Raw genomic sequence first — 19,409 nt, 5'->3', positions numbered from 1 at the left:
TCAGCCCGGGTCGCCCGCGCAGAGGACGCGGGCGCTGCCCCACGCGCCCCAGAAGTAGCCCTGCCCGGAGCCGGTCGGCCCGGAGACGTACTGGTCGGTCAGGCGCAGGCGCAGACGCCCGGTGGTGTCGAGGGAGACGTGGGTCGGCAGACCGATGGTCTTCGTGCCGAAGTCCGTCTGTGCGCCGTCCAGCGCGGCCACGAAGCCCACCTGGCCATCGCTGACCGAGTCGTCGGTCAGCCCGATCTCGGCCTCGAACCTCACGCAGCGGTAGCTGAGGTTCCACTCGGCCCACGGCTCGCTCTCCCACCAGAAGTCGTAGCTGTTGCGCACCGACTTCGGGTGCGACTTGCCGCCGATGCGAACGCTGTCCTCGGTGAAGCGGACGCTCTGGACCGGGTCGCGGTCGGCGAGGAAGAACCACCCGTAGACACGGTGGGTGACCACCGGCGAGACGAGGGTCGTCCGGCCGGTCTTGAGCGTGAGCCGCCAGCTGTTGGTGCCCACGCCGGTCGACCCGGCCTTCGTCGCGATCGTGCCGTTGCTCGCGACCTTCGGCCGCGCGACGACGACCCAGGCGCCGCGCTTGCCGACCCGGCGCTGCAGGACGGCGTGCCGGCCGGCGCTGGCCTTCGGTGCGGTGCCGAGGAAGCCGACCCTCTGCCCGGTGACGACCAGGCCGGGCTTGGCGCGCTTGATGGTCAGACCGGCGGGGCGGGCGGTGTCGGCCACGGCGTCGACGGCCCCGATGGGGCGCGGGGACGTCGCGGCGCCGGCGACGACCGTGCCGGTGGAGACGACGAGGAGGGAGACGAGCAGGAGCAGCAGGGAGCGGGCAACGCGCACGAGGGAGCCTCTCGGTGGTGGCCGACCCCACGTCGGCGTCGGCGCGAGAGTAGGGCCCGCCCCACGCGGCTGTCCGCGTTTTGCGCGAACGTTGCGCGGTGCGTCAGACCAGCCCGCGCAGCAGCGCGAGAACGCGGTCGGGGCCGTCGTGCATGACGTTGTGGCGGGTGTCCCAGGCGTGGCAGACGAACTGCGGATCGGCGGCGGCCCGGTCGATGCTCTGCCGGTGCGGGCTCTCCCCGGGCCAGTCGAGCGCCTCGACGTAGACCTTGGTCGGCACCGACCGCCAGGCACCGGTCAGCCGCAGCGCCTGGTGCAGCGTGGCGACCGGGTGCGGGCGGGCGCGCTCGTCGAAGAACGGCAGCGGGTCGACGGCGTGGCCGAGGCGACGCGAGTCGGCGACGTACCAGGCGCGCTCGTCGTCGTTCGTCAGGGCCCATCCGGAGTCGCCGTCCTCGGGCAGGAACGCGTCGAGGTAGACCAGCGCCGAGACGACGTCGGCCCGCGCGTCGGCCGCGCCGGTGATCGGCAGCCCGCCGTAGCTGTGTCCGACGAGGACGACGTCACGCACGCCGGGCTCGGCGGTCTCGTCGACCGCGCGGACGACGTCCGCGACGTGGGTGTCGAGGGTGATCGTGCGGGCGTGGTCGGGGGTCGGCTCGAGGCCGGTGAGCGTCAGCGGCACCGCGGTGTGGCCGTGCGCCTCGAGCCGCTCGGCGAGCGGCTCGTACCACCAGCCGCCGTGGTTCATCCCGCAGACCAGCACGAAGCGACTCATGGGCCCGACGCTGCCCGAACGGTGCGACGGCGTCGAGCCCCGGTGCGGCATGCTCGGCCCCGTGGAGACGGTGAGCTTCGACAGCCACGGCATGCGCTGCGAGGCGTGGTGGCTGCCGGCGCGGGACGACGGGCTGGCCGGGCCGGCCGGCACACCGGCGGTCGTGATGGCGCACGGGTTCGGCTGCACCCGCGACTCGGGGCTGCTCCCGTTCGCGCGACGGTTCGCGGCGGCCGGGCTGCACGTGCTGGTCTTCGACTACCGCGGCTTCGGTGGGTCGGGCTCGGCACCGGGCGGCCTGCGGCAGGACGTCGACCACCGCCGCCACCGGGAGGACTACCACGCGGCGCTGGCCGCGGTCCGGGCGCGCGAGGACGTCGACGCCGACCGCGTCGCCTTGTGGGGCACCTCGTACTCGGGCGGGCACGTGGTCGCGGTCGCGGCCGAGGACCCCCGGGTGGCCGCGCTCGTGAGCCAGGGCGCGGCGATGGACGGCCTGGCCGCGCTCACCGGCCGGGGCGTCGCGCCCGGGCCGGGCAGCGCGCGCACCCGGGCGGCGCACCACGCGAAGGTGGCCGGGGCGGTCGCGGGCGACCTCGCGCGGGCCGCGCTGCGCCGTCCGCCGCGCACGCTCGCGCTGTTCGGAGCCACGGGCTCGACCGCGCTGATGACCGGCGCCGGGGCGACGGCGTTCGAGCGGCTCACCGGGCCGACGTTCCGCAACGAGATGGCGGCACGCGGGGTGCCGCGGGTCGCGCGCAACCGCCCGGTGCGGGTGGCCGACCGCGTGCGGTGCCCGGCGCTGCTGGTGGTGGCCGAGCGCGACGAGATCGCCCCCGCCGCGGCCGTGCGCGAGGTGGCCCGGCGCATCGGCGGCCGGGCCGAGGTGGCGTCGTACGACTGCGGGCACTTCGACCTCTACGAGGGTGCCGTCTTCGAGGAGTCGGTGGCGGTGCAGGCCGCGTTCCTGCGGCGGGTGCTGGCGCCCCGCTAGGCCCCGCTGGGCCCCCCGAGGCACCGCGGGCCGGGGCCGCACCTTGGCGGCGTCCGCGATGATCGCGACGTGCCCGAGCCCTCCCAGCCTGCTGCGTCAGACGCCGCGGGAGCTGCCGGCGGGCTGCGTCCGGTCGTCGCCTCCGCGCTGGTCTTCGGCTCCTCGGCCGCGGTGCTCGTGGTCGAGCTGGTCTCGCTGCGGCTGCTCGCGCCCTACCTCGGCCTGACCCTCGAGACCACGACCCTGGTGATCGGGACGGCGCTCGCCGCGATCGCGCTCGGCTCGATGTGGGGCGGTCGCGCCGCCGACCGCACCGACCCGCGCCGCGCGCTCGGACCGCTGCTCGGCGTCTCGGGCGCGGTGGTGGCGGCGATGCCGTTCCTGGTGCGCACGGTGGGCTCGGCGGGCGACCCGAGCATCACGCTGCTGCTCGCCGCGGTCGTGATCATCGTGCCGGGCGCGCTGCTGTCGGCCGTGACGCCGATGGTGACCAAGCTGGTGCTGTCGTCGCTGGAGGAGACCGGCACGGTCGTCGGGCGCCTGTCGGGAATCGGCACGGTCGGCGCGATCGCCGGCACCGTGCTCACCGGCTACGTGCTGGTCTCGCTGGTGCCGGTGAGCGTCATCCTGCTCGGGCTCGGGGCGCTGCTGGTGCTGGCCGGGCTGCTCGTCGAGGTCGACCGGCGGCGCTGGCGCCGCGCGGCCGCCGGGTTCGGCGTGGTGGTGGCGGCCGGCCTCGCCTCGGCGGTGGGACCGGGCTCGTGCGACGCCGAGACGACGTACCACTGCGCCCAGGTGGAGGCCGACCCCGACCGCCCGGGCGGCCGCACGCTGGTGCTCGACAACCTGCGCCACAGCTACGTCGACCTCGCCGACCCGACGCACCTCGAGTTCGAGTACGTGCGGGCGGTCGCCTCGGTCACCGACGTCGCCCACCCCGGCAGCGAGCCGCTGGTGGCCTACCACCTCGGCGGCGGCGGGCTGACGTTCCCGCGCTACCTCGACGTCACCCGTCCGGGCTCCTCGAGCGTGGTCTCCGAGATCGACGGCGGGGTCGTGGAGGTCGACCGCGAGCGGCTCGGGCTGCGCACCGGCGAGGGCATCGAGGTCCGGGTGGAGGACGCGCGGCTCGGGCTGGGCCGCCTGGACGACGCCAGCCGCGACCTCGTGGTGGGCGACGCGTTCGGCGGCGTCAGCGTCCCGTGGCACCTGACGACCCTCGAGGCGGTCGACGAGATCGCCCGGGTGCTGACCGACGACGGCGTGTACGTCGCCAACCTGATCGACCACACGCCGCTCGGCTTCGCGCGCGCCGAGGTCGCCACCCTGCGCGAGGCCTTCGACCACGTCGTGGTCACCGCGCCGCTCGTCGATCTGCCCGTCGCGGCCGGCGGCGAGGGCACCGGTGACGGCGGCAACCTGGTCGTCGCGGCGTCCGACCGCCCCCTCGACACCGCCACGCTCGCCGCCGGCCTCACCGACCGCGACCTCGACTGGGGCGTGCTCGCCGGCGACGACGCCCTCGACGCCTGGCTCGACGGCGCCGACGTCCTCACCGACGACCACGCCCCCGTCGACCAGCTGCTCACCCCCTACGCACGCTGACCCGTCAGACATGTCTGACGGGTCGCCGTGGGATTCGCGCTGACCCGTCGGACATGTCTGACGGGTCGACGAACCTGACGCTGACCCGTCACTCATGAGCGACGGGTCGGCGTGGTGGGGTGGGGGGCGTGGTGACGCATCCGTGGTGGCGGCCGTTCGAGGTGCCGGACGAGGCGGAGATCGCGGCGGCGCGGACGGGGGAGCACCGGCCCGAGCCGGTGACGGTGGTGGCGCCCGACCCGGAGTGGCCGCGGTGGTTCGAGCGGGTGCGTGAGCAGCTGACCGCGGCGCTGGGACGCCGCGCGCTGAGCGTCGAGCACGTCGGGTCGACCTCGGTGCCGGGGCTCGCGGCCAAGCCGGTGATCGACGTCGACCTCGTCGTGGCCGACTCCGGTGACGAGCCGGCCTGGCTGCCCGACCTCGAGGCGGCCGGGTTCGACCTGCGCGTGCGCGAGCCCGAGTGGGAGCAGCACCGCTGCCTGCGCGGCCACGACCCCCGCGCCAACGTGCACGTCTTCTCCCCGGACGCCGTCGAGCCGCGCCGGCACGTCGCCTTCCGCGACTGGCTGCGCACCCACGACGACGACCGCGACCTCTACGCCGAGGTCAAGCGGGGCGTCGCCGCCCGCGGGTTCACCGACGGGATGCTCTACAACAACGCCAAGGCATGGGTCGTCTACGACATCTACGAGCGGGCCTTCGCCGCCGACCCCGCGCACCCGCACGACCCGCAGCCGCGCGCCGGCGGCTGACTCAGCGCAGGCCCAGGTCGGCGGCCAGCTGGTCGACGAGCGTCGCGAAGTGCTCGTCGTAGTCGAGGACGCCGTTGTGCAGGTGACCGAACAGCTCGAGCGAGACGTGGCCCAGCAGGGCCGACCACGCCATCAGGCCGCGGACGGCGTACGCCGGGCTCAGCGGCGGGTCGACCAGTGAGGCCACCGGCTCGAGGGCGGCCTTCTCGCCGCGGGCGACGCGCGAGGGGCCGGCGGCGGGGGAGCGGCCGGCGGCCTGCGCGTCGGCGACGACGCCGAGCACCACCCGGGCCGCGCGCATCGCCGGCTCGACGGTGTCGGTGGGCGCGGCGTAGCCCGGCACCGGGCTGCCGTAGGCCAGCGCGTACTCGTGCGGGTGCTCGCGCGCCCAGTCGCGCACCGCGTGCGCGGCGGCCCGCCACCGACGCCGCAGGTCTCCGCGGCGCACCCGGGCCTCCGCGTCCTCGACGGCCGCCCCGAGGTCGTCGAAGGCGTCGACGAGCAGCGCCGTCAGCAGGGCGTCGCGGCTGGGGAAGTAGCGGTAGACGGCGGACGACGCCATGCCGAGGTCGCGGGCGACGGCCCGCACCGACAGGGCGGCCGGGCCGGTCTCGGCCAGCTGGGCCGCCGCGCTGGCGAGGATGTCGCGGGTCAGCTCGGCGCGGGCGGTGGCGCGGGCGGTCTGTGCGGTCATGCCTCCATCATGCCGCATGCGAGAGCACCAGTCGCGAAAGAGAGCACTGCTCTTGCTTTTCGTACTGCGCCGGCGCATGCTGGGAAACGAGAGCAGTGCTCTCGCTACCTATGAGACGAAGGAGCAGTCGGATGAGCAGGCACGTGGTGGTGGGGTCCGGACCGGTCGGCACGGCGACGGCGCGCGAGCTGGTGGCGCGGCAGTCGGGGGCGGACGTCGTCCTGGTGAGCCGGTCGGGGCGCGGGCCCGGGATCGACGGCGTCCGGCGGGTGGCGCTCGACGTCAGTGACGCCGAGGCGCTGACCGCGCTGGTCGCGGCCGACGGGGGAGCGGAGGCCCTCTACAACTGCGTGAACCCGCCGTCGTACGGCGTATGGCCGACCTGGTGGCCGCCGGTGGCGGCGGCGTTCCTGGCCGCGGCCGAGCGCACCGACACGGTGCTGGTCACCGCCTCGTGCCTCTACCCCTACGGCGAGGTCGACCGCCCGATGGTCGAGGGCATGCCCGACGCCGCCGAGGGCCGCAAGGGCCGGCTGCGGGCGCAGATGTGGGACGACGCCCGCTCGGCCCACGAGGCCGGCCGGCTGCGGGCCGTCGAGGTGCGCGGGTCGGACTACCTCGGCCCCGGCGTCACCAACGCGCACGTGCCCGTGGTCGCCGGGCGCGCCCTGAAGGGCAAGGCGGTCAGGGTCTTCGGCCGGCCCGACGTGCCGCACACCTTCACCGACGTGCGCGACATGGCCCGCGCCCTCGTGACGGTCGCCGGTCGCCCCGAGACCCACGGCCGGGTGTGGCACGCGCCGTCCAACCCCGCCGTCACCCAGGCCCAGGCGGTGGCCGACGTGTGCCGGGCCTCCGGCCGCGAGCCCGTGACCGTGCGGGCGTGGCCGCGAGCGATGCTCTCGCTCGGTGGCGTCGTGGTGCCGTTCCTGCGCGAGATGCGCGAGACCGAGCACCAGTTCGCCCGGCCCTACGTCATGGACTCGAGCCTGGCGCAGCGCGAGCTCGGTCTCGCGCCGACGCCCTGGGCCGAGGTCTGCGCGGCCACCGCGCGCACCGTGCTCGACGAGCCGCAGCCGGCCGGCGCGGCGGACGAGGGTGTTGACATCACACCCTGAGGGAGTAGAGGTTTGGGCTAGCCCATTGGTCTATCTCGGAGACGACCCCATGCGCCTGCCCCGCCCCGCCCGATCCCGCTCGTGGCCCGCCGCCTGTGCGGCCGGCCTCGCCGCCGCCGTCACCGCGGCGCTCCTCTCGCCCGCCGCGGCCTCCGGCCCCGGCGGGAGCGACGGTGACGACGTCCCCGGGGGCGTCGAGCAGGAGGTCGAGCAGGACGTCGAGCAGGAGAGGGCCGCGCCGGCCGGCTGCGCCACCGACGCCGACCACCCCAAGCGCCAGCTGCGCGCCGACTGGATCGCGTCGGTCTCGAACATCGACTGGCCCTCGGCGCCCGGGCTGCCGGCGGCCGAGCAGCGCGCCGAGCTGGTGCGCTACCTCGACGAGGCGGTGGGCCGCGGGCTCAACGCCGTCGTCCTGCAGGTGCGGCCCACGGCCGACACGTTCTGGCCCTCCGACCTCGAGCCGTGGTCGGCCTGGCTGACCGGCGAGGCTGGCACCGGCCCGGGCTACGACCCGTTGAGGTTCGCCGTGCGCGAGGCCCACGCCCGCGGCCTCAAGCTGCACGCGTGGTTCAACCCCTACCGCGTCTCGCAGACCACCGACCGCTCGGCGCTCGACCCTGAGAGCCCGGCGGCGCAGCACCCCGAATGGGTCGTCGAGTACGGCGGCAAGCTCTACTACGACCCGGGCCTGCCGCAGGTGCGTCAGCTGACCACCGACGTGATCATGGAGGCGGTGCGCCGCTACGACATCGACGGCGTCCACTTCGACGACTACTTCTACCCCTACCCGGTCGGCACGACGCCGTTCCCCGACGACGCCACCTTCGCCACCTACGGCGGCGGCTTCCCCGACACGCCGGAGGGCCGGGCCGACTGGCGCCGCGACAACGTGAACCGGCTGGTCGAGGGGCTGAACCAGCGCATCCACCGTGCCAAGCCCTGGGTGCTGTTCGGCGTGAGCCCGTTCGCCGTCTGGCGCAACCAGGCCACCGACCCGCAGGGCTCGGCCACCACCGCGGGCGCCGAGACCTACGACGACCTCTACGCCGACACCCGTCGCTGGGTGCGCGAGGAGTGGATCGACTACGTCGCGCCGCAGGTCTACTGGAACATCGGCTTCGCGGCGGCCGACTACGGCGTCCTCGTGCCGTGGTGGTCCGAGCAGGTGACGGGCACCGACGTGCAGCTCTACGTCGGGCAGGCCACCTACAAGGTCGGCGTCGAGCCGGTGCAGGACCCCGCCTGGCGCGACCCCGAGGAGATGACCGACCACCTCTTCTTCAACCGCGACCACCCGCAGGTCGACGGCGACATCTACTTCTCGGCCAAGCAGGTGCGCGCCAACCGCCTCGGCCACATGGACCTCGTCCAGTTCGACCACTACCAGCGCCCGGCCCTCCTGCCGGTGACCGCCGGCGTGCCCGGCACGGCCCCGAAGGCCGTCAAGCGCCTGGACGCCGAGCGCCGCGGCCAGCAGGTGCGCCTGACCTGGCGCGGCTCGGGCAAGGCGGGCGAGCGGTACGCCGTCTACCGGCTGCCGGGCCGCGGGGTCGGCGCGTGCGACCTCGCCGACGCCACCCACCTGCTCGGCACCACCGAGGGCCCGTCGTGGCGCGGCCCGGCCGGCGGCACCGGCCCGGCCACCTACGTCGTCACCGCCCTCGACCGCGCGCACCGCGAGAGCAAGGCCGTCAGCACCCTCGTGCGGGGCCGGTGAGGCTGCGATGACCGCCGTCGACGGGCTCGCCCGTCCCTCCGGGTCGAAGCAGCAGCAGCTGCGCGTCGACCTCGAGCGGCTGCTCGACGACCTCGGCCCCGGCGACCTGCTGCCGGCCGAGCGGGTGCTCGCCCAGTCGATGGGCGTCGCGCGGATGACGCTGCGCCGCGCCCTCGACGGTCTCGTCGACGACGGTCGGCTGGTGCGCCGCTCGGGTGCCGGCACCTTCAAGGCCGGCCGGGACGACGGCGGCCAGGTCGTCTCGCAGCGGCTCGCGGCGACGTCGTTCAGCGCCGACATGCGGGCGCGCGGGCTGCGCCCCGACAGCCGCACCGTCTCGACCCGCACCGCACCGGCCGGGGTCATGCTGGCCGCGGTGCTCGGCGTCCCGACGCAGACGGCGGTGCTGCACGTGCGCCGGCTGCGGCTCGCGGACGACGTCCCCATGGCGCTGGAGGACCTGCACGTGCCGACCACGCTCGTGCCGGGCCTGACCGGCGCCGACCTCGACGGGGCGTCGTACTACGACCTGCTCGCGACCCGGTTCGAGAACCCCGTGGTCGCCGGCACCCAGACCGTCGAGCCGGCGCTGGCCGCCCCCGGCGACGCCGAGCTGCTCGGCGTCACGCCGGGCGACCCGGTCTTCTGCTTCGAGCGCACCTCGCGGGTGGCCGACGGCCGCGTCGCCGAGTTCGTGCGCTCCTACTACCGCGGCGACCGCTACCGGATCGTCGTCGACATCTTCCCGCCGGCCTAGGGCCGCCCGGGACCGCTCCACACCCGTCAACACCCCCTCACCGCAGTGACGCTGTGCCGCTGTGACCCAGGAAACCCAGGAAAGAAGGAACCCAGGATGAGGCAGAGAAGAGTGCTGGTCGCCGTGGCGGCGCTGGGCCTGCTCGCGTCGGGCTGCGCCGGCGGCACCGGCGGCGGGGACGACGACGCCGAGATCGACAACGCCACCGCCGACAGCAGCGCGCTCGACGGCGAGGGCAAGGAGCTCAGCGTCTGGATCATGGAGGGCACCAACCCCGACGCGAAGCCCTACTTCGACGAGCTCGGCGCCGCCTTCGAGGAGGAGACGGGCGCGACGCTCGACGTGCAGTACGTGCCGTGGGCCGACGCCCACGACAAGTTCGTCAAGGCCATCGCCGCCGGCTCCACCCCCGACGTCGCCGAGGTCGGCACCACCTGGACGCCGGAGTTCGCCGACGCCGGCGGCCTCGTCGACCTGAGCAGCGCCGTCAGCGAGGCCGGGCTCGACAGCGACCTGGTCGAGGGCCTGAAGGAGGCCGGCACGGTGGACGGCGAGCTCTACGGCATGCCCTGGTACGCCGGCGTCCGCTCGGTCGTCTACCGCACCGACGTGTTCGAGAAGGCCGGCGTCGAGCCCCCCACCACGTGGGACGAGCTGGTGGAGGTCGGCGAGAAGATCGAGGCCTCCGACCCCGACCTCGTCACCTTCCCGGTGCCCGGCGACAGCGAGTACGGCCTCGACCCCTTCATCTGGGGCAACGGCGGCGACCTCGCGGTCCAGGAGGGCGACTCGTGGACGAGCACCATCGACTCGCCCGAGGCCCAGGAGGGCATCGAGTTCTACACCGGCCTGGCCACCGAGCACGGCTTCTCGACGCCGGCCGCCACCACCTGGGACGAGGCCGACCTGTCCGACGCCTTCTCGCGCGGCGACGTCGCCATGATGATCTCGGGCAGCTGGACGCCGGCCGCGCTCGTCGAGGCCAACCCCGACCTCGAGGGCAAGATCGGCGCCTTCCCGATCCCCGGCCCCGACGGCGGGCTCTCGCCGTCCTTCCTCGGCGGCTCGCACCTCGGCGTCTTCAACAGCACCGAGAACCCCGACCTCGCCTTCGCGCTGGTGCGCCTGATGAGCACCGGTGAGTTCGCGCAGAAGTGGGGCGACCAGACCGGCTACTTCCCGGGCACCAACGAGCTGCTCGAGAAGACCCAGGAGGAGGGCGACCCGCTGGTCGCGCCGTTCGCCCAGCAGGCCTCCGAGGCCGGCAAGAGCGTGCCGGTGACGCCGCTGTACGGCCAGGTGCAGGGCAAGAAGACGATCTCGGCGATGCTCCAGTCCATCCTCTCCGGCGACGCGACGGTGGCCGAGGCCTCCGAGGCCGCCGCCGACGAGATGGACCAGATCTTCAGCCGCGGCGACTGAGGGTCGGCAGTTTCACCACGTAAGTGGTGAAACTGCCGGTTCTCCTACGAAGGTTCAGCCCACAACCCGCAGTTTCGTCGCGCCGTCACGTCACCGACGACGCCGGCGGGTGGACGCAGAGAGGCGCAGCCAGGTCATGACGACCCAGCAGGTGGCCCCGCAGCCGCGGGGACCGGAGCCCCAGGACGAGCCGACCGTCCCCGCCCCGTCTCGGGGGGCCGGGGGCGGGCGGCTGACCCCGCGGTGGCTGCCGTGGGCGCTGCTGGCGCCCGCGCTTGCCGTCCTCGCGGCGCTGCTGATCTACCCGCTGGTCTGGGTGGTCACCCTGGCGTTCCAGGACTTCGGGCTGCGCGAGCTGCGCGAGGGCGGGTTCTACTGGACCGGCCTCGACAACGTCCGCGAGATCCTCGGCGACCCGCTGCTGTGGAAGACGGCGCTGCCGAACACGGTGGTCTTCGCGGTCGTGTGCGTCGTGCTCACCGTGGTGGTCGGCACCCTGGTGGCGCTGCTGCTGCTGCGCCTGGGCCCGTGGGGCCGCGGGGTGCTGACCACCGCGATCATGGTGGCGTGGGCGATGCCCGCGGTCAGCGGCACCTACATCTGGGTCTACATCTTCGACACCAGCGACGGCATGGTCATGAACGTCCTGTCGTCGATCGGCCTGGCCGACCCCGACACCACCAACTGGTTCACCGACCGGCTGTTCTTCTACGGCATCGCCACGCTGAACGTCGTCCACCACGGCTTCCCGTTCGTGGCCGTCACCGTGCTCGCGGGCCTGCTCACCGTGCCGCGCGAGGTGCTGGAGTCGGCCGAGATGGACGGCGCCAACGCCTGGCGGCGGTTCTGGAACGTCACCTACCCGCTGATGAAGCCGATCTTCGCGGTGGTCGTGGTGCTCTCGACCATCTGGGACTTCAAGGTCTTCACCCAGATCTACCTGATGCCGGGCGGGTCGGGCACCAACCGCGACGTGCTCAACCTCGGCACGTGGTCCTACCTCGAGGGCATCTCACAGAACCGCTACGGCTACGGCGCCGCCGTCGCGGTGGTGCTGACGCTGCTGCTGCTCGCCATCACCGCCGTCTACCTCCGCACCCTCTTCAAGCAGGACGAGCTCACATGAACACCCCACGACGTTCTTCGCTTCCCCCGCTTCGCTCCTCCGGTGAGCAACGCCGCGGGGGCCCCGTTCCGAGTGCTTGCGTCCCCGTGTCCCTGCGGGTGGCGTCGGAGAGGTCGTCATGACGCAGACCCCGACCCTGACCGGCACCGCCGACGTCCCGGCGGTCTCGCTGGACGGCGCCGGCCCCACCGAGCGCGGCTGGGGCAAGGCCCCCAAGCCCTACCGCCGGCGGCGCACGAGGGTGCTCAACGCCGTCGGGTTCGTGGTGGTGCTGGTCTTCAGCATCTTCCCGGCGCTGGTGATGCTCTCGACCGCCTTCGACGCCCGCGCCAACGACGGCTCGCGCGCGTTGTTGCCGAGCGATCCCTCGTTCGACAACTTCTCCTTCGTGCTCGGCGAGGCCGGCTTCGGCCGCTTCCTGCTCAACTCCCTGCTCGTCGGCCTCGGCACTGTCGTGGCGAGCGGCCTGCTGGCGCTGCTGGCCGCGGTGGCGGTGGCGCGGTTCCGGTTCCGGCTGCGCACCACCGTGCTCGTGCTCGTGCTGGTCGTGCAGATGGTGCCGCTCGAGGCGCTCGTCATCCCGCTGTTCATCCAGGCCAGCTCGCTGCAGGTGATCAACAGCCTCATCGCGCTCACCGTGGTCTACGTGGCCTTCTCGCTGCCGTTCGCGATCTGGATGCTGCGCGGCTTCGTGGCCGCGGTGCCGAAAGAGCTCGAGGAGGCCGCCTACCTCGACGGCGCCTCGTGGCCGCGGATGTTCTGGTCGGTGCTCTTCCCGCTCGTCGCGCCCGGCCTGGTCGCCACCAGCGTGTTCTCCTTCATCACCGCCTGGAACGAGTTCGTCTTCGCGATCACCTTCCTCGACGACGAGTCGAAGTTCACCGTGGCGGCGGGTCTGCGCCAGTTCTTCACCCAGTACGGCACCGACTGGGGCTCGGTCATGGCCGGCTCCACGCTGATCACGGTGCCGGTGATGATCTTCTTCGTCCTCGTGCAGCGCCGGCTGAGCGAGGGCCTGGTCGCGGGAGCGGTGAAGGGATGACCGACCCCGCCCTGCGCCGCCTCGCCGCCTCGGTGGTGCTGCCCGGCTTCGTCGGCACGACGGTGCCCGAGTGGCTGCGCCGCGAGCTGGACGCCGGCCTGGCCGGCGTGTGCCTGTTCGGCCAGAACGTCGTGGACGACGTCCAGGTGCGCGCCCTGACCGGCGCGCTGCACGACGTCCGCGACGGCGTGCTCGTCACCGCCGACGAGGAGGGCGGCTCGGTGACGCGGCTGGAGTCCGACGCCGGCTCGCGGTGGCCGGGCGCCGCCGCGCTCGGCGCCCTGGACGACGTCGTCGCCACCGAGCAGGTGGCCCGCGGGCTCGGCGCGCAGGCGCGTGCCGCCGGGATCGACGTCGTCCTCGGTCCGGTGGCCGACGTGAACAGCGAGCCCGACAACCCGGTCATCGGCGAGCGGTCGTTCGGCGCCGACCCCGCGCTCGTCGGCCGGCACGTCGCGTCGTCCGTGCGCGGCCTGCAGTCCGCCGGCGTCGCCGCCTGCGCCAAGCACTTCCCGGGCCACGGCGCCACCCGCGTCGACTCCCACCTCTCCCTGCCGCGCGTCGACGCCGACGAGGCCACCTACCGCGCCCGCGACCTCGCCCCGTTCGCCGACGCCGTGGCCGCCGGCACGCGCTGCGTGATGACCGCCCACGTGGTGGTGAGCGCCCTCGACGACCGGCCCGCCACCACCAGCCCGCGGGTGCTCGGGCTGCTGCGCGACGATCTCGGCTTCGACGGGGTGATCGTCAGCGACGCGCTCGACATGGGCGCCATGCCGCGCCGCGAGGACGCCGCCGTCGCGGCCCTCGCCGCCGGCGTCGACCTGCTCTGCATCGGCAACCCGGTCTTCCCCGACGGCTACGACGACGAGGCGGCGGCCCGGTCGGTGGTCGACGCGCTCGTCGCCGCGGTGCGGTCGGGCGACGTCGCGGGGGAGCGGCTCGAGCAGGCCGCCGCCCGGGTCGCCTCTCTCGCCGTCCCCGGCGCCGCGCTCGGGGCCGACGTCGCCCACCGCGCCCTCACCGTCACCGGCGACGTCGCCCTCGCGCCCGGCGCGGTGGCCCTGCTGGCGCCCACCGAGGTCGGCATCGCCGCCGGCCGCCGGCCGTCACGGCTCGCCCCGCTGCTCGGTGCCGTCGAGGTGCCGGACGCCAACGCCGTCCCCGCGCTGCTCGACCGCGCCGCCGGTCGCGACGTCGCCGTGGTGGTCGAGGGCCGCAGCGGCCCCGCCACCCGCAAGGTCGTCGAGGCGGTGCTCGCCGCGCGGTCCGACGCGGTCGTCGTCCACGTCGGCCCGGCCGACCACGACGGACCCACCGCCGCCCGCTCGGTCGTCACGCACGCCGGCGGTCTGGCCGCGGCGTGGGCCGCGGCCGACGCGCTGGGGGTGGCCCGGTGAGCGGGCTCACCGTCGGCGTCGACCTCGGCAAGACCGGCTGCCGCGCGCTCGCCGACGACGGCCGGCACGCCGAGGGCGCCGGCTCGGCCGGGCTCGCCGACGCCGGGGGAGTGGACGCCGCCGTCGCCGCGGTGGGCGTCGTCCTCGCGCAGCTCGACGGTCCCGTCGAGACGCTCTGCGTCGCCGCCGCCGGTTCGGAGGCCTCGCCCGACGGCGCCCGCCGGCTCGGTGAGGCGCTCGGACGCCGCGGCGCCGCCGTCCATGTGGCCGTCACCTCCGACTCGATCGCCGCCCACGCCGGGGCGCTGGCCGGCGAGCCCGGCAGCGTGGTCGCCGTCGGCACCGGCGTCGCCGCGCTCGTGGTCACGCCCGACGGCGCCATCCGCCGGCTCGACGGCTGGGGCCCGTGGCTCGGCGACGACGGCGGCGGCGCGTGGATCGCCCGCGAGGCGCTGCGCGGCGTGCTGCTCGCCCGCGAGGGCCGCGGTCGCGCCACCGCCCTCACCGCGGCGGCCGAGGCCCGCTTCGGCGACCTCGCCCACCTGCCCCACGCGCTGTCGGCCGGCGGCACGACCGCGCGCACGGCGGCCGCCTTCGTGCCCGACGTGCTCGCCGCGGCCGAGGGCGGCGACGACCTCGCCCGCGACGTCGTCACCCGGGCCGGCGCCGTCTGGGCCGGGCTCGCGGTGGCCGGGGGCGACCCGCAGCCGGTGCTCGTCGGCGGGCTGGCCGAGGCCCCCGCCCTGGTGGCGGCCTGCACGGCCGCGCTGCCCGAGGGGTACGCCGTCCGCCCCGGCCGGGGGACGCCGGTCGAGGGCGCGCTGCTGCTCGCCACGCGCACCGACCTGCCGCACGAGGCCGCGGTGCTGCGGCTGGAGCCGGCGGCGTCCGGCCCGCGCGACGACGTCGACCTGCTCGCCACCGAGCAGGTGCGCGCCGACCTCACCGACCTCGACGCCCGCACCCCCGACGAGCTGGTCGGCCTGCTGCTCGAGGCCGAGGCCACGGTGCCCGCCGCGCTCGCCGCCACCCGTCCGGCCCTCGCCCGCGCCGTGGTGCTCGCCGCCGAGGCGCTCGACGCCGGTGGCCGCCTGGTCTACGTCGGCGCCGGCACCCCGGGCCGCCTGGCCGCCCTCGACGCCGCCGAGTGCCCGCCCACCTTCGGCGTCGACCCCTCGCGGGTCGTGGCCGTCACCGCCGGCGGCGAGGGTGCCGCGCGCACCGCCGTGGAGGGCGCCGAGGACGACGCCGACGCCGGCGCGCGTGACCTCGCCGCGCTCGGCGTCACGGCGTCCGACCTCGTGGTGGGCATCGCCGCCTCGGGCCGCACGCCCTACGTGCTCGCCGCCCTCGACCACGCCCGGGCGGCCGGCGCCGCCACCGTCGCGATCGTCAACAACGCCGCCAGCCCGGCCGCCGCCCGCGCCGACGTCGCCGTCGAGGCGCTCACCGGCCCCGAGACGCTCGGCGGCTCGACCCGGCTCAAGGCCGGCACCGCGCAGAAGGTGGCGCTCAACGTGCTCTCCACCGCGGCGATGATCACCGTCGGTCACGTCTACGGCGCGTGGATGGTCGACGTCTCGCCGTCGAACGAGAAGTTGCGCCGCCGCGCCCGCCGCATCCTGCGCGAGGCCACCGGCGCCACCGACGAGGCGGCGCTCGCCGCACTCGAGGCGTCCGGGTGGCGCACCAAGACCGCCCTCGTCACCCTGCTCACCGGCCTCGACGCCGCGGGCGCCGACGCGCTGCTGGCCGCCCACGGCGGTCGCGCCCGGGCCGCCCTGGCCGCGGCGTCCGCCTCGCAACGGCAGGAGGCCGCGTCGTGATCGTGCTCGCGGTCGCCTCCGGCACCTCCGCCGACGGTCTCGACGTCGGCGCCGTCCGCTTCGCGCGCGACGAGCTCGACCCGGCCACGCTGGTCGCCGACGTGCTCGACACCTGGACCGACCCGTGGCCGCCGGGCGTGCGCGACGACGTCCTCGCGCTGCTGCCACCGGCCACCACCACCGCGGCCGCGCTGTGCGCCGCCGACCAGGCCGTCGGGCAGGCCGTGGCCGGCGCCGCCCGTGCCGCGCTCGAGCGGGTGCCCGGCGTCGACCTCGTGGTCTCACCGGGCCAGACCGTCTTCCACGACGTCCGGGACGGCGTGTGCCTCGGCACGATGCAGGTCGGCCAGCCCGCCTGGGCGGCCGAGGCCACCGGGCTGCCGGTCGTCAGCGACCTGCGGGCGCGCGACGTCGCCGCCGGCGGGCACGGCGCGCCGCTCGCCGGCGTCCTCGACCGGCTGTGGCTCGGCGGGGACGACGTCCGGGTCGCGCTCAACCTCGGCGGCATCGCCAACGTCACCGTCGTCGGCCCCGGGGTACAGGCGCCCGCCCATGACACCGGCCCCGCCAACTGCCTGCTCGACGTCGTCGCCACCCGCGCCCTGGGCCGCCCCTACGACGCCGACGGCGCGCTGGCCGCGTCCGGGCGGGTCGACGAGCGGCTGCTGGCGCGGCTGCTCGCCCACCCCTACTTCGCGCTCCCCGCGCCCAAGAGCACCGGCCGCGAGCTGTTCTCCGCCGCGTGGCTCGACGACGTCGTGGACGGCGAGCCCTGGCCCGACGTCGCCGCCACGCTCGTCGAGCTCACCGCCGTCACCGTGGCCGACGCGGTCGCGCCCCACCGGCCCCGCGAGGTCGTCGCCTCCGGCGGCGGCACCGCGAACCCGGTGCTCGTGGCCGCGCTGGCCCGACGGCTCGGCGACGTCCCGCTCGTCACCAGCGACGCGCACGGCCTGCCCGCCGACGGCAAGGAGTCGGTGCTCTGGGCGCTGCTCGGCTGGCTCGCCTGGCACCAGGTGCCGGTCAGCACCGGCCCCCATCCCGCGCGCGTGCTGGGCCGCATCACGCCCGGGCACGCGCCCGTCGTCCTGCCGCCGGCCGGGGAGGCTCCACGCCGCCTCGTCGTCGGCTCCCCCCAGCTCACGGAGGTGGTCGCGCGATGACGCGGCTCGGAGTGTCCAGCGCCCTGGTCGACGGCCGCGTGGTCGACGGCGACGTCGAGGTCGACGACGGCGTCGTCACCCGCATCGGCCTGCCGCCCGCTTCCGGCGGGCTGAGAGCGGTGCCCGGACTGGTCGACGCCCAGGTCAACGGCTTCGACGGCGTCGACCTGATGAGCGCCACGGCCGAGGAGGTCGTGCACGTCTCGCGGGCACTGGCCTCGCGCGGCGTCACGTCGTGGCTGCCCACCCTCATCACCGGGCCCGAGCGCGACGTCAGCCACGCCCTGCGGGTGCTGGACGCCGCCCACGCGTCCGCCGCGGAGGGCGGGGCCCGGCTGCTCGGCGTCCACCTCGAGGGGCCGTTCCTCAGCCCGCGCCGGCTGGGCACGCACCCGCGCGAGCACCGGCGCGATCCCGACCCCGAGCTGCTGGCGCGGCTGCGGGGCCACTCCGACCGGCTGGGGGTCGTCGCGGTCACGCTGGCGCCCGAGCTGCCCGGCGCGCTCGACCTCGTGCGCACCCTCGTGGCCGAGGGCGTCGTCGTCTCGCTCGGCCACTCCGACGCCACCGCCGCCCAGGCGCACGCCGGCTTCGACGCCGGCGCCGTCGCCGTCACCCACTGCTTCAACGCGATGTCGGGGCTGCACCACCGCGAGCCCGGGCTGGCCGGCGCGGCGCTGGCCCGGCCCGGGGTGACGGTGCAGGTCGTGGTCGACGGCCACCACCTCGCCGACGACGCCGTGCGGGTCGTCTTCGCCGCGGCCGCGGGCCGCGTCGTCCTCGTCACCGACGCCACCGCCGCCTCGGCACGCGACGACGGCGCCTACGTGCTGGCCGGCGTCGCGCTCGAGGTGCGCGACGGCGCCGTCCGCAACGACGCCGGCGACCTCGCCGGCAGCGCGCTCACCCTCGACGCCGCGGTGCGCAACGCGGCCTCGCTCGGCCTCGACCCGGTCGCCGTGCTCGACGCCGCCACCGCCGCGCCCGCCCGCATGCTGCGGCGTGACGACGTCGGCTCGCTGCGGCCGGGTTCCCGCGCCGACGTCGCCGTCCTCGACGACGACCTCGTCGTCCGCGAGGTGCTCCTCGGTGGTCGCTCGATCGAGACGGCGGGTGCGCGATGACCGAGAGAACCGCTCTCGAGAGCGAGATCGCCGAGCAGCCCGCCGTCGTCGCGCGGCTCCTCGACCGGTTGCGGCCCGAGCTGGCCGGCTACGCCGACCTGCTGCGCTCGCACGGATCGGAGCGGGCGCTGCTCGTGGCACGCGGCAGCAGCGACAACGCCGCCACCTACGCCCGCTACCTGTGGGAGCCGTGGCTCCCCGCGACCCTCGCCGCCCCCAGCCTCACCACGGTCTACGGCGGCGCGGGCGACTCGCCCGGCCTGCGCCGCGCCGCCGTCGTGGCGGTCTCGCAGTCGGGTCGCTCGCCCGACGTGGTCGGCGTGGTCGAGCAGGCGCGCGCCGCCGGGCGGCCGACCCTCGCCGTCACCAACGACCCCGGCTCGCCCCTGGCCGAGGCGGCGGACGCCGTCCTCGACCTCGGCTGCGGGCCCGAGCGCTCGGTCGCCGCCACCAAGACCTTCACCGCCTCGCTGGTCGCGCTCGCCGCGCTGGCCACCGCCCTGGGCGACCCCCGCGGCGCCGACCTCGACCGGCTGCCTGACGCCCTCGCCGCCGCGGTGCTCGCCACCGGTGTGGACGCCGCCGTCGACGTCGTCGCGCCGCACGACCGCGGCGTCGCCGTCGGCCGCGGCTACAACCTGGCCACGGCGCACGAGACCGCGCTCAAGCTCACCGAGCTCACCGGCTCGCTCGTCGTGCCGTTCTCGCCGGCCGACCTCATGCACGGCCCCGTCGGCGCCGTCGGCCCGAACACCCCGGCCCTGCTGATCGCCCCGCCCGAGCCCGGCACCGCCTCGGTGCTCGAGGTCGCCCCCGACCTGCTCCGCCGCGGCGCCCCCGTCGTCGTCCTCGGCCGGGTGCCCGTCGACGGCGCCGCCGCCCACGTGGTCCCCCCGCCCGAGGCGGACGTCGCCGACTGGCTCACCCCCGTCGTCGCCGTCGTCCCCGGCCAGCTGCTCGCCTGGCGCGTCGCCCAGGCCCGCGGCGTCGAGGTCGACCGCCCCGGTGGGCTGTCGAAGGTGACCCTGACGACCTGACCGCC

Annotated in this window: 17 protein-coding genes; 14 read left to right on the top strand and 3 right to left on the bottom strand. The window is 75.6% G+C overall.

Annotated elements, in window-relative coordinates:
• Together ABEA04_RS13305 and ABEA04_RS13300 are read right to left on the bottom strand one after the other, a co-directional pair.
• Entirely contained in the window at positions 1-846 is an 846-nt protein-coding gene (locus ABEA04_RS13305; protein WP_345459153.1) for a hypothetical protein, read from the bottom strand.
• A gap of 103 nt (positions 847-949) precedes the next feature.
• Complete coding sequence (locus tag ABEA04_RS13300; protein WP_345459150.1) at positions 950-1,624, bottom strand: alpha/beta fold hydrolase; 675 nt, start codon at positions 1,622-1,624, stop codon at positions 950-952.
• A 61-nt stretch (positions 1,625-1,685) separates the two neighbouring features.
• Here ABEA04_RS13300 and ABEA04_RS13295 point away from each other — a divergent pair, with 61 nt between their 5' ends.
• The 3 genes from ABEA04_RS13295 (at position 1,686) to ABEA04_RS13285 (ending at position 4,975) form a co-directional block, all read left to right on the top strand.
• Positions 1,686-2,618 carry an alpha/beta hydrolase gene (locus ABEA04_RS13295; protein ID WP_345459147.1) on the top strand — a complete coding sequence of 311 codons (933 nt, stop codon included), beginning with the start codon at positions 1,686-1,688 and terminating at the stop codon, positions 2,616-2,618.
• A gap of 69 nt (positions 2,619-2,687) precedes the next feature.
• On the top strand, positions 2,688-4,223 hold the full coding sequence (locus tag ABEA04_RS13290) for a fused MFS/spermidine synthase (RefSeq protein ID WP_345459144.1): 1,536 nt from the start codon (positions 2,688-2,690) through the stop codon (positions 4,221-4,223).
• 128 nt (positions 4,224-4,351) lie between these two features.
• Complete coding sequence (locus ABEA04_RS13285; RefSeq protein ID WP_345459141.1) at positions 4,352-4,975, top strand: GrpB family protein; 624 nt, start codon at positions 4,352-4,354, stop codon at positions 4,973-4,975.
• Position 4,976: 1 nt separating this feature from the next.
• On the opposite strand, the gene ABEA04_RS13280 is transcribed toward ABEA04_RS13285, so the two are convergent.
• Positions 4,977-5,669: a TetR/AcrR family transcriptional regulator gene (locus ABEA04_RS13280; protein WP_345459138.1), complete on the bottom strand. Its 693-nt coding sequence runs from the start codon at positions 5,667-5,669 to the stop codon at positions 4,977-4,979.
• Positions 5,670-5,800: 131 nt separating this feature from the next.
• Between ABEA04_RS13280 and ABEA04_RS13275 the strand changes: the two genes are divergently transcribed.
• The 11 genes from ABEA04_RS13275 to ABEA04_RS13225 all read left to right on the top strand — a co-directional run bounded on the left by ABEA04_RS13275 (position 5,801) and on the right by ABEA04_RS13225 (position 19,404).
• Positions 5,801-6,787, top strand: a complete 987-nt coding sequence (locus ABEA04_RS13275; protein WP_345459135.1) for an NAD-dependent epimerase/dehydratase family protein — start codon at positions 5,801-5,803, stop codon at positions 6,785-6,787.
• A gap of 49 nt (positions 6,788-6,836) precedes the next feature.
• On the top strand, positions 6,837-8,507 hold the full coding sequence (locus ABEA04_RS13270) for a glycoside hydrolase family 10-like protein (protein ID WP_345459132.1): 1,671 nt from the start codon (positions 6,837-6,839) through the stop codon (positions 8,505-8,507).
• Between the two features lie 7 nt (positions 8,508-8,514).
• Positions 8,515-9,264, top strand: coding sequence for a GntR family transcriptional regulator (locus ABEA04_RS13265; protein WP_345459129.1), 750 nt, complete (start codon positions 8,515-8,517; stop codon positions 9,262-9,264).
• A gap of 96 nt (positions 9,265-9,360) precedes the next feature.
• Positions 9,361-10,686, top strand: a complete 1,326-nt coding sequence (locus ABEA04_RS13260; protein WP_345459126.1) for a sugar ABC transporter substrate-binding protein — start codon at positions 9,361-9,363, stop codon at positions 10,684-10,686.
• Between the two features lie 136 nt (positions 10,687-10,822).
• On the top strand, positions 10,823-11,812 hold the full coding sequence (locus ABEA04_RS13255; RefSeq protein WP_345459123.1) for a carbohydrate ABC transporter permease: 990 nt from the start codon (positions 10,823-10,825) through the stop codon (positions 11,810-11,812).
• A gap of 118 nt (positions 11,813-11,930) precedes the next feature.
• On the top strand, positions 11,931-12,854 hold the full coding sequence (locus tag ABEA04_RS13250; RefSeq protein ID WP_345459120.1) for a carbohydrate ABC transporter permease: 924 nt from the start codon (positions 11,931-11,933) through the stop codon (positions 12,852-12,854).
• On the top strand, positions 12,851-14,254 hold the full coding sequence (locus ABEA04_RS13245) for a glycoside hydrolase family 3 N-terminal domain-containing protein (protein ID WP_345459117.1): 1,404 nt from the start codon (positions 12,851-12,853) through the stop codon (positions 14,252-14,254). The genes ABEA04_RS13250 and ABEA04_RS13245 overlap by 4 nt, the downstream gene beginning before the upstream one ends.
• Positions 14,251-16,080, top strand: a complete 1,830-nt coding sequence (gene murQ / locus ABEA04_RS13240; protein ID WP_345459114.1) for an N-acetylmuramic acid 6-phosphate etherase — start codon at positions 14,251-14,253, stop codon at positions 16,078-16,080. The genes ABEA04_RS13245 and murQ overlap by 4 nt, the downstream gene beginning before the upstream one ends.
• Positions 16,077-17,243, top strand: a complete 1,167-nt coding sequence (locus ABEA04_RS13235) for an anhydro-N-acetylmuramic acid kinase (RefSeq protein ID WP_345459111.1) — start codon at positions 16,077-16,079, stop codon at positions 17,241-17,243. Before murQ ends, ABEA04_RS13235 begins: the two co-directional genes overlap by 4 nt.
• The gene (gene nagA / locus ABEA04_RS13230) at positions 17,240-18,367 is read left to right on the top strand and encodes an N-acetylglucosamine-6-phosphate deacetylase (protein ID WP_345459108.1); all 1,128 of its coding nucleotides are present in this window, start codon (positions 17,240-17,242) and stop codon (positions 18,365-18,367) included. Before ABEA04_RS13235 ends, nagA begins: the two co-directional genes overlap by 4 nt.
• Positions 18,364-19,404 (top strand): SIS domain-containing protein, encoded by a 1,041-nt coding sequence (locus tag ABEA04_RS13225; RefSeq protein ID WP_345459105.1) that lies wholly within the window; start codon positions 18,364-18,366, stop codon positions 19,402-19,404. The genes nagA and ABEA04_RS13225 overlap by 4 nt, the downstream gene beginning before the upstream one ends.
• Positions 19,405-19,409 lie beyond the last annotated feature (5 nt).

Source organism: Nocardioides marinquilinus, from assembly GCF_039543705.1.
Taxonomy (GTDB): Bacteria; Actinomycetota; Actinomycetes; order Propionibacteriales; family Nocardioidaceae; genus Nocardioides; species Nocardioides marinquilinus.
This window is presented reverse-complemented; position numbering and strand designations above follow the sequence as displayed.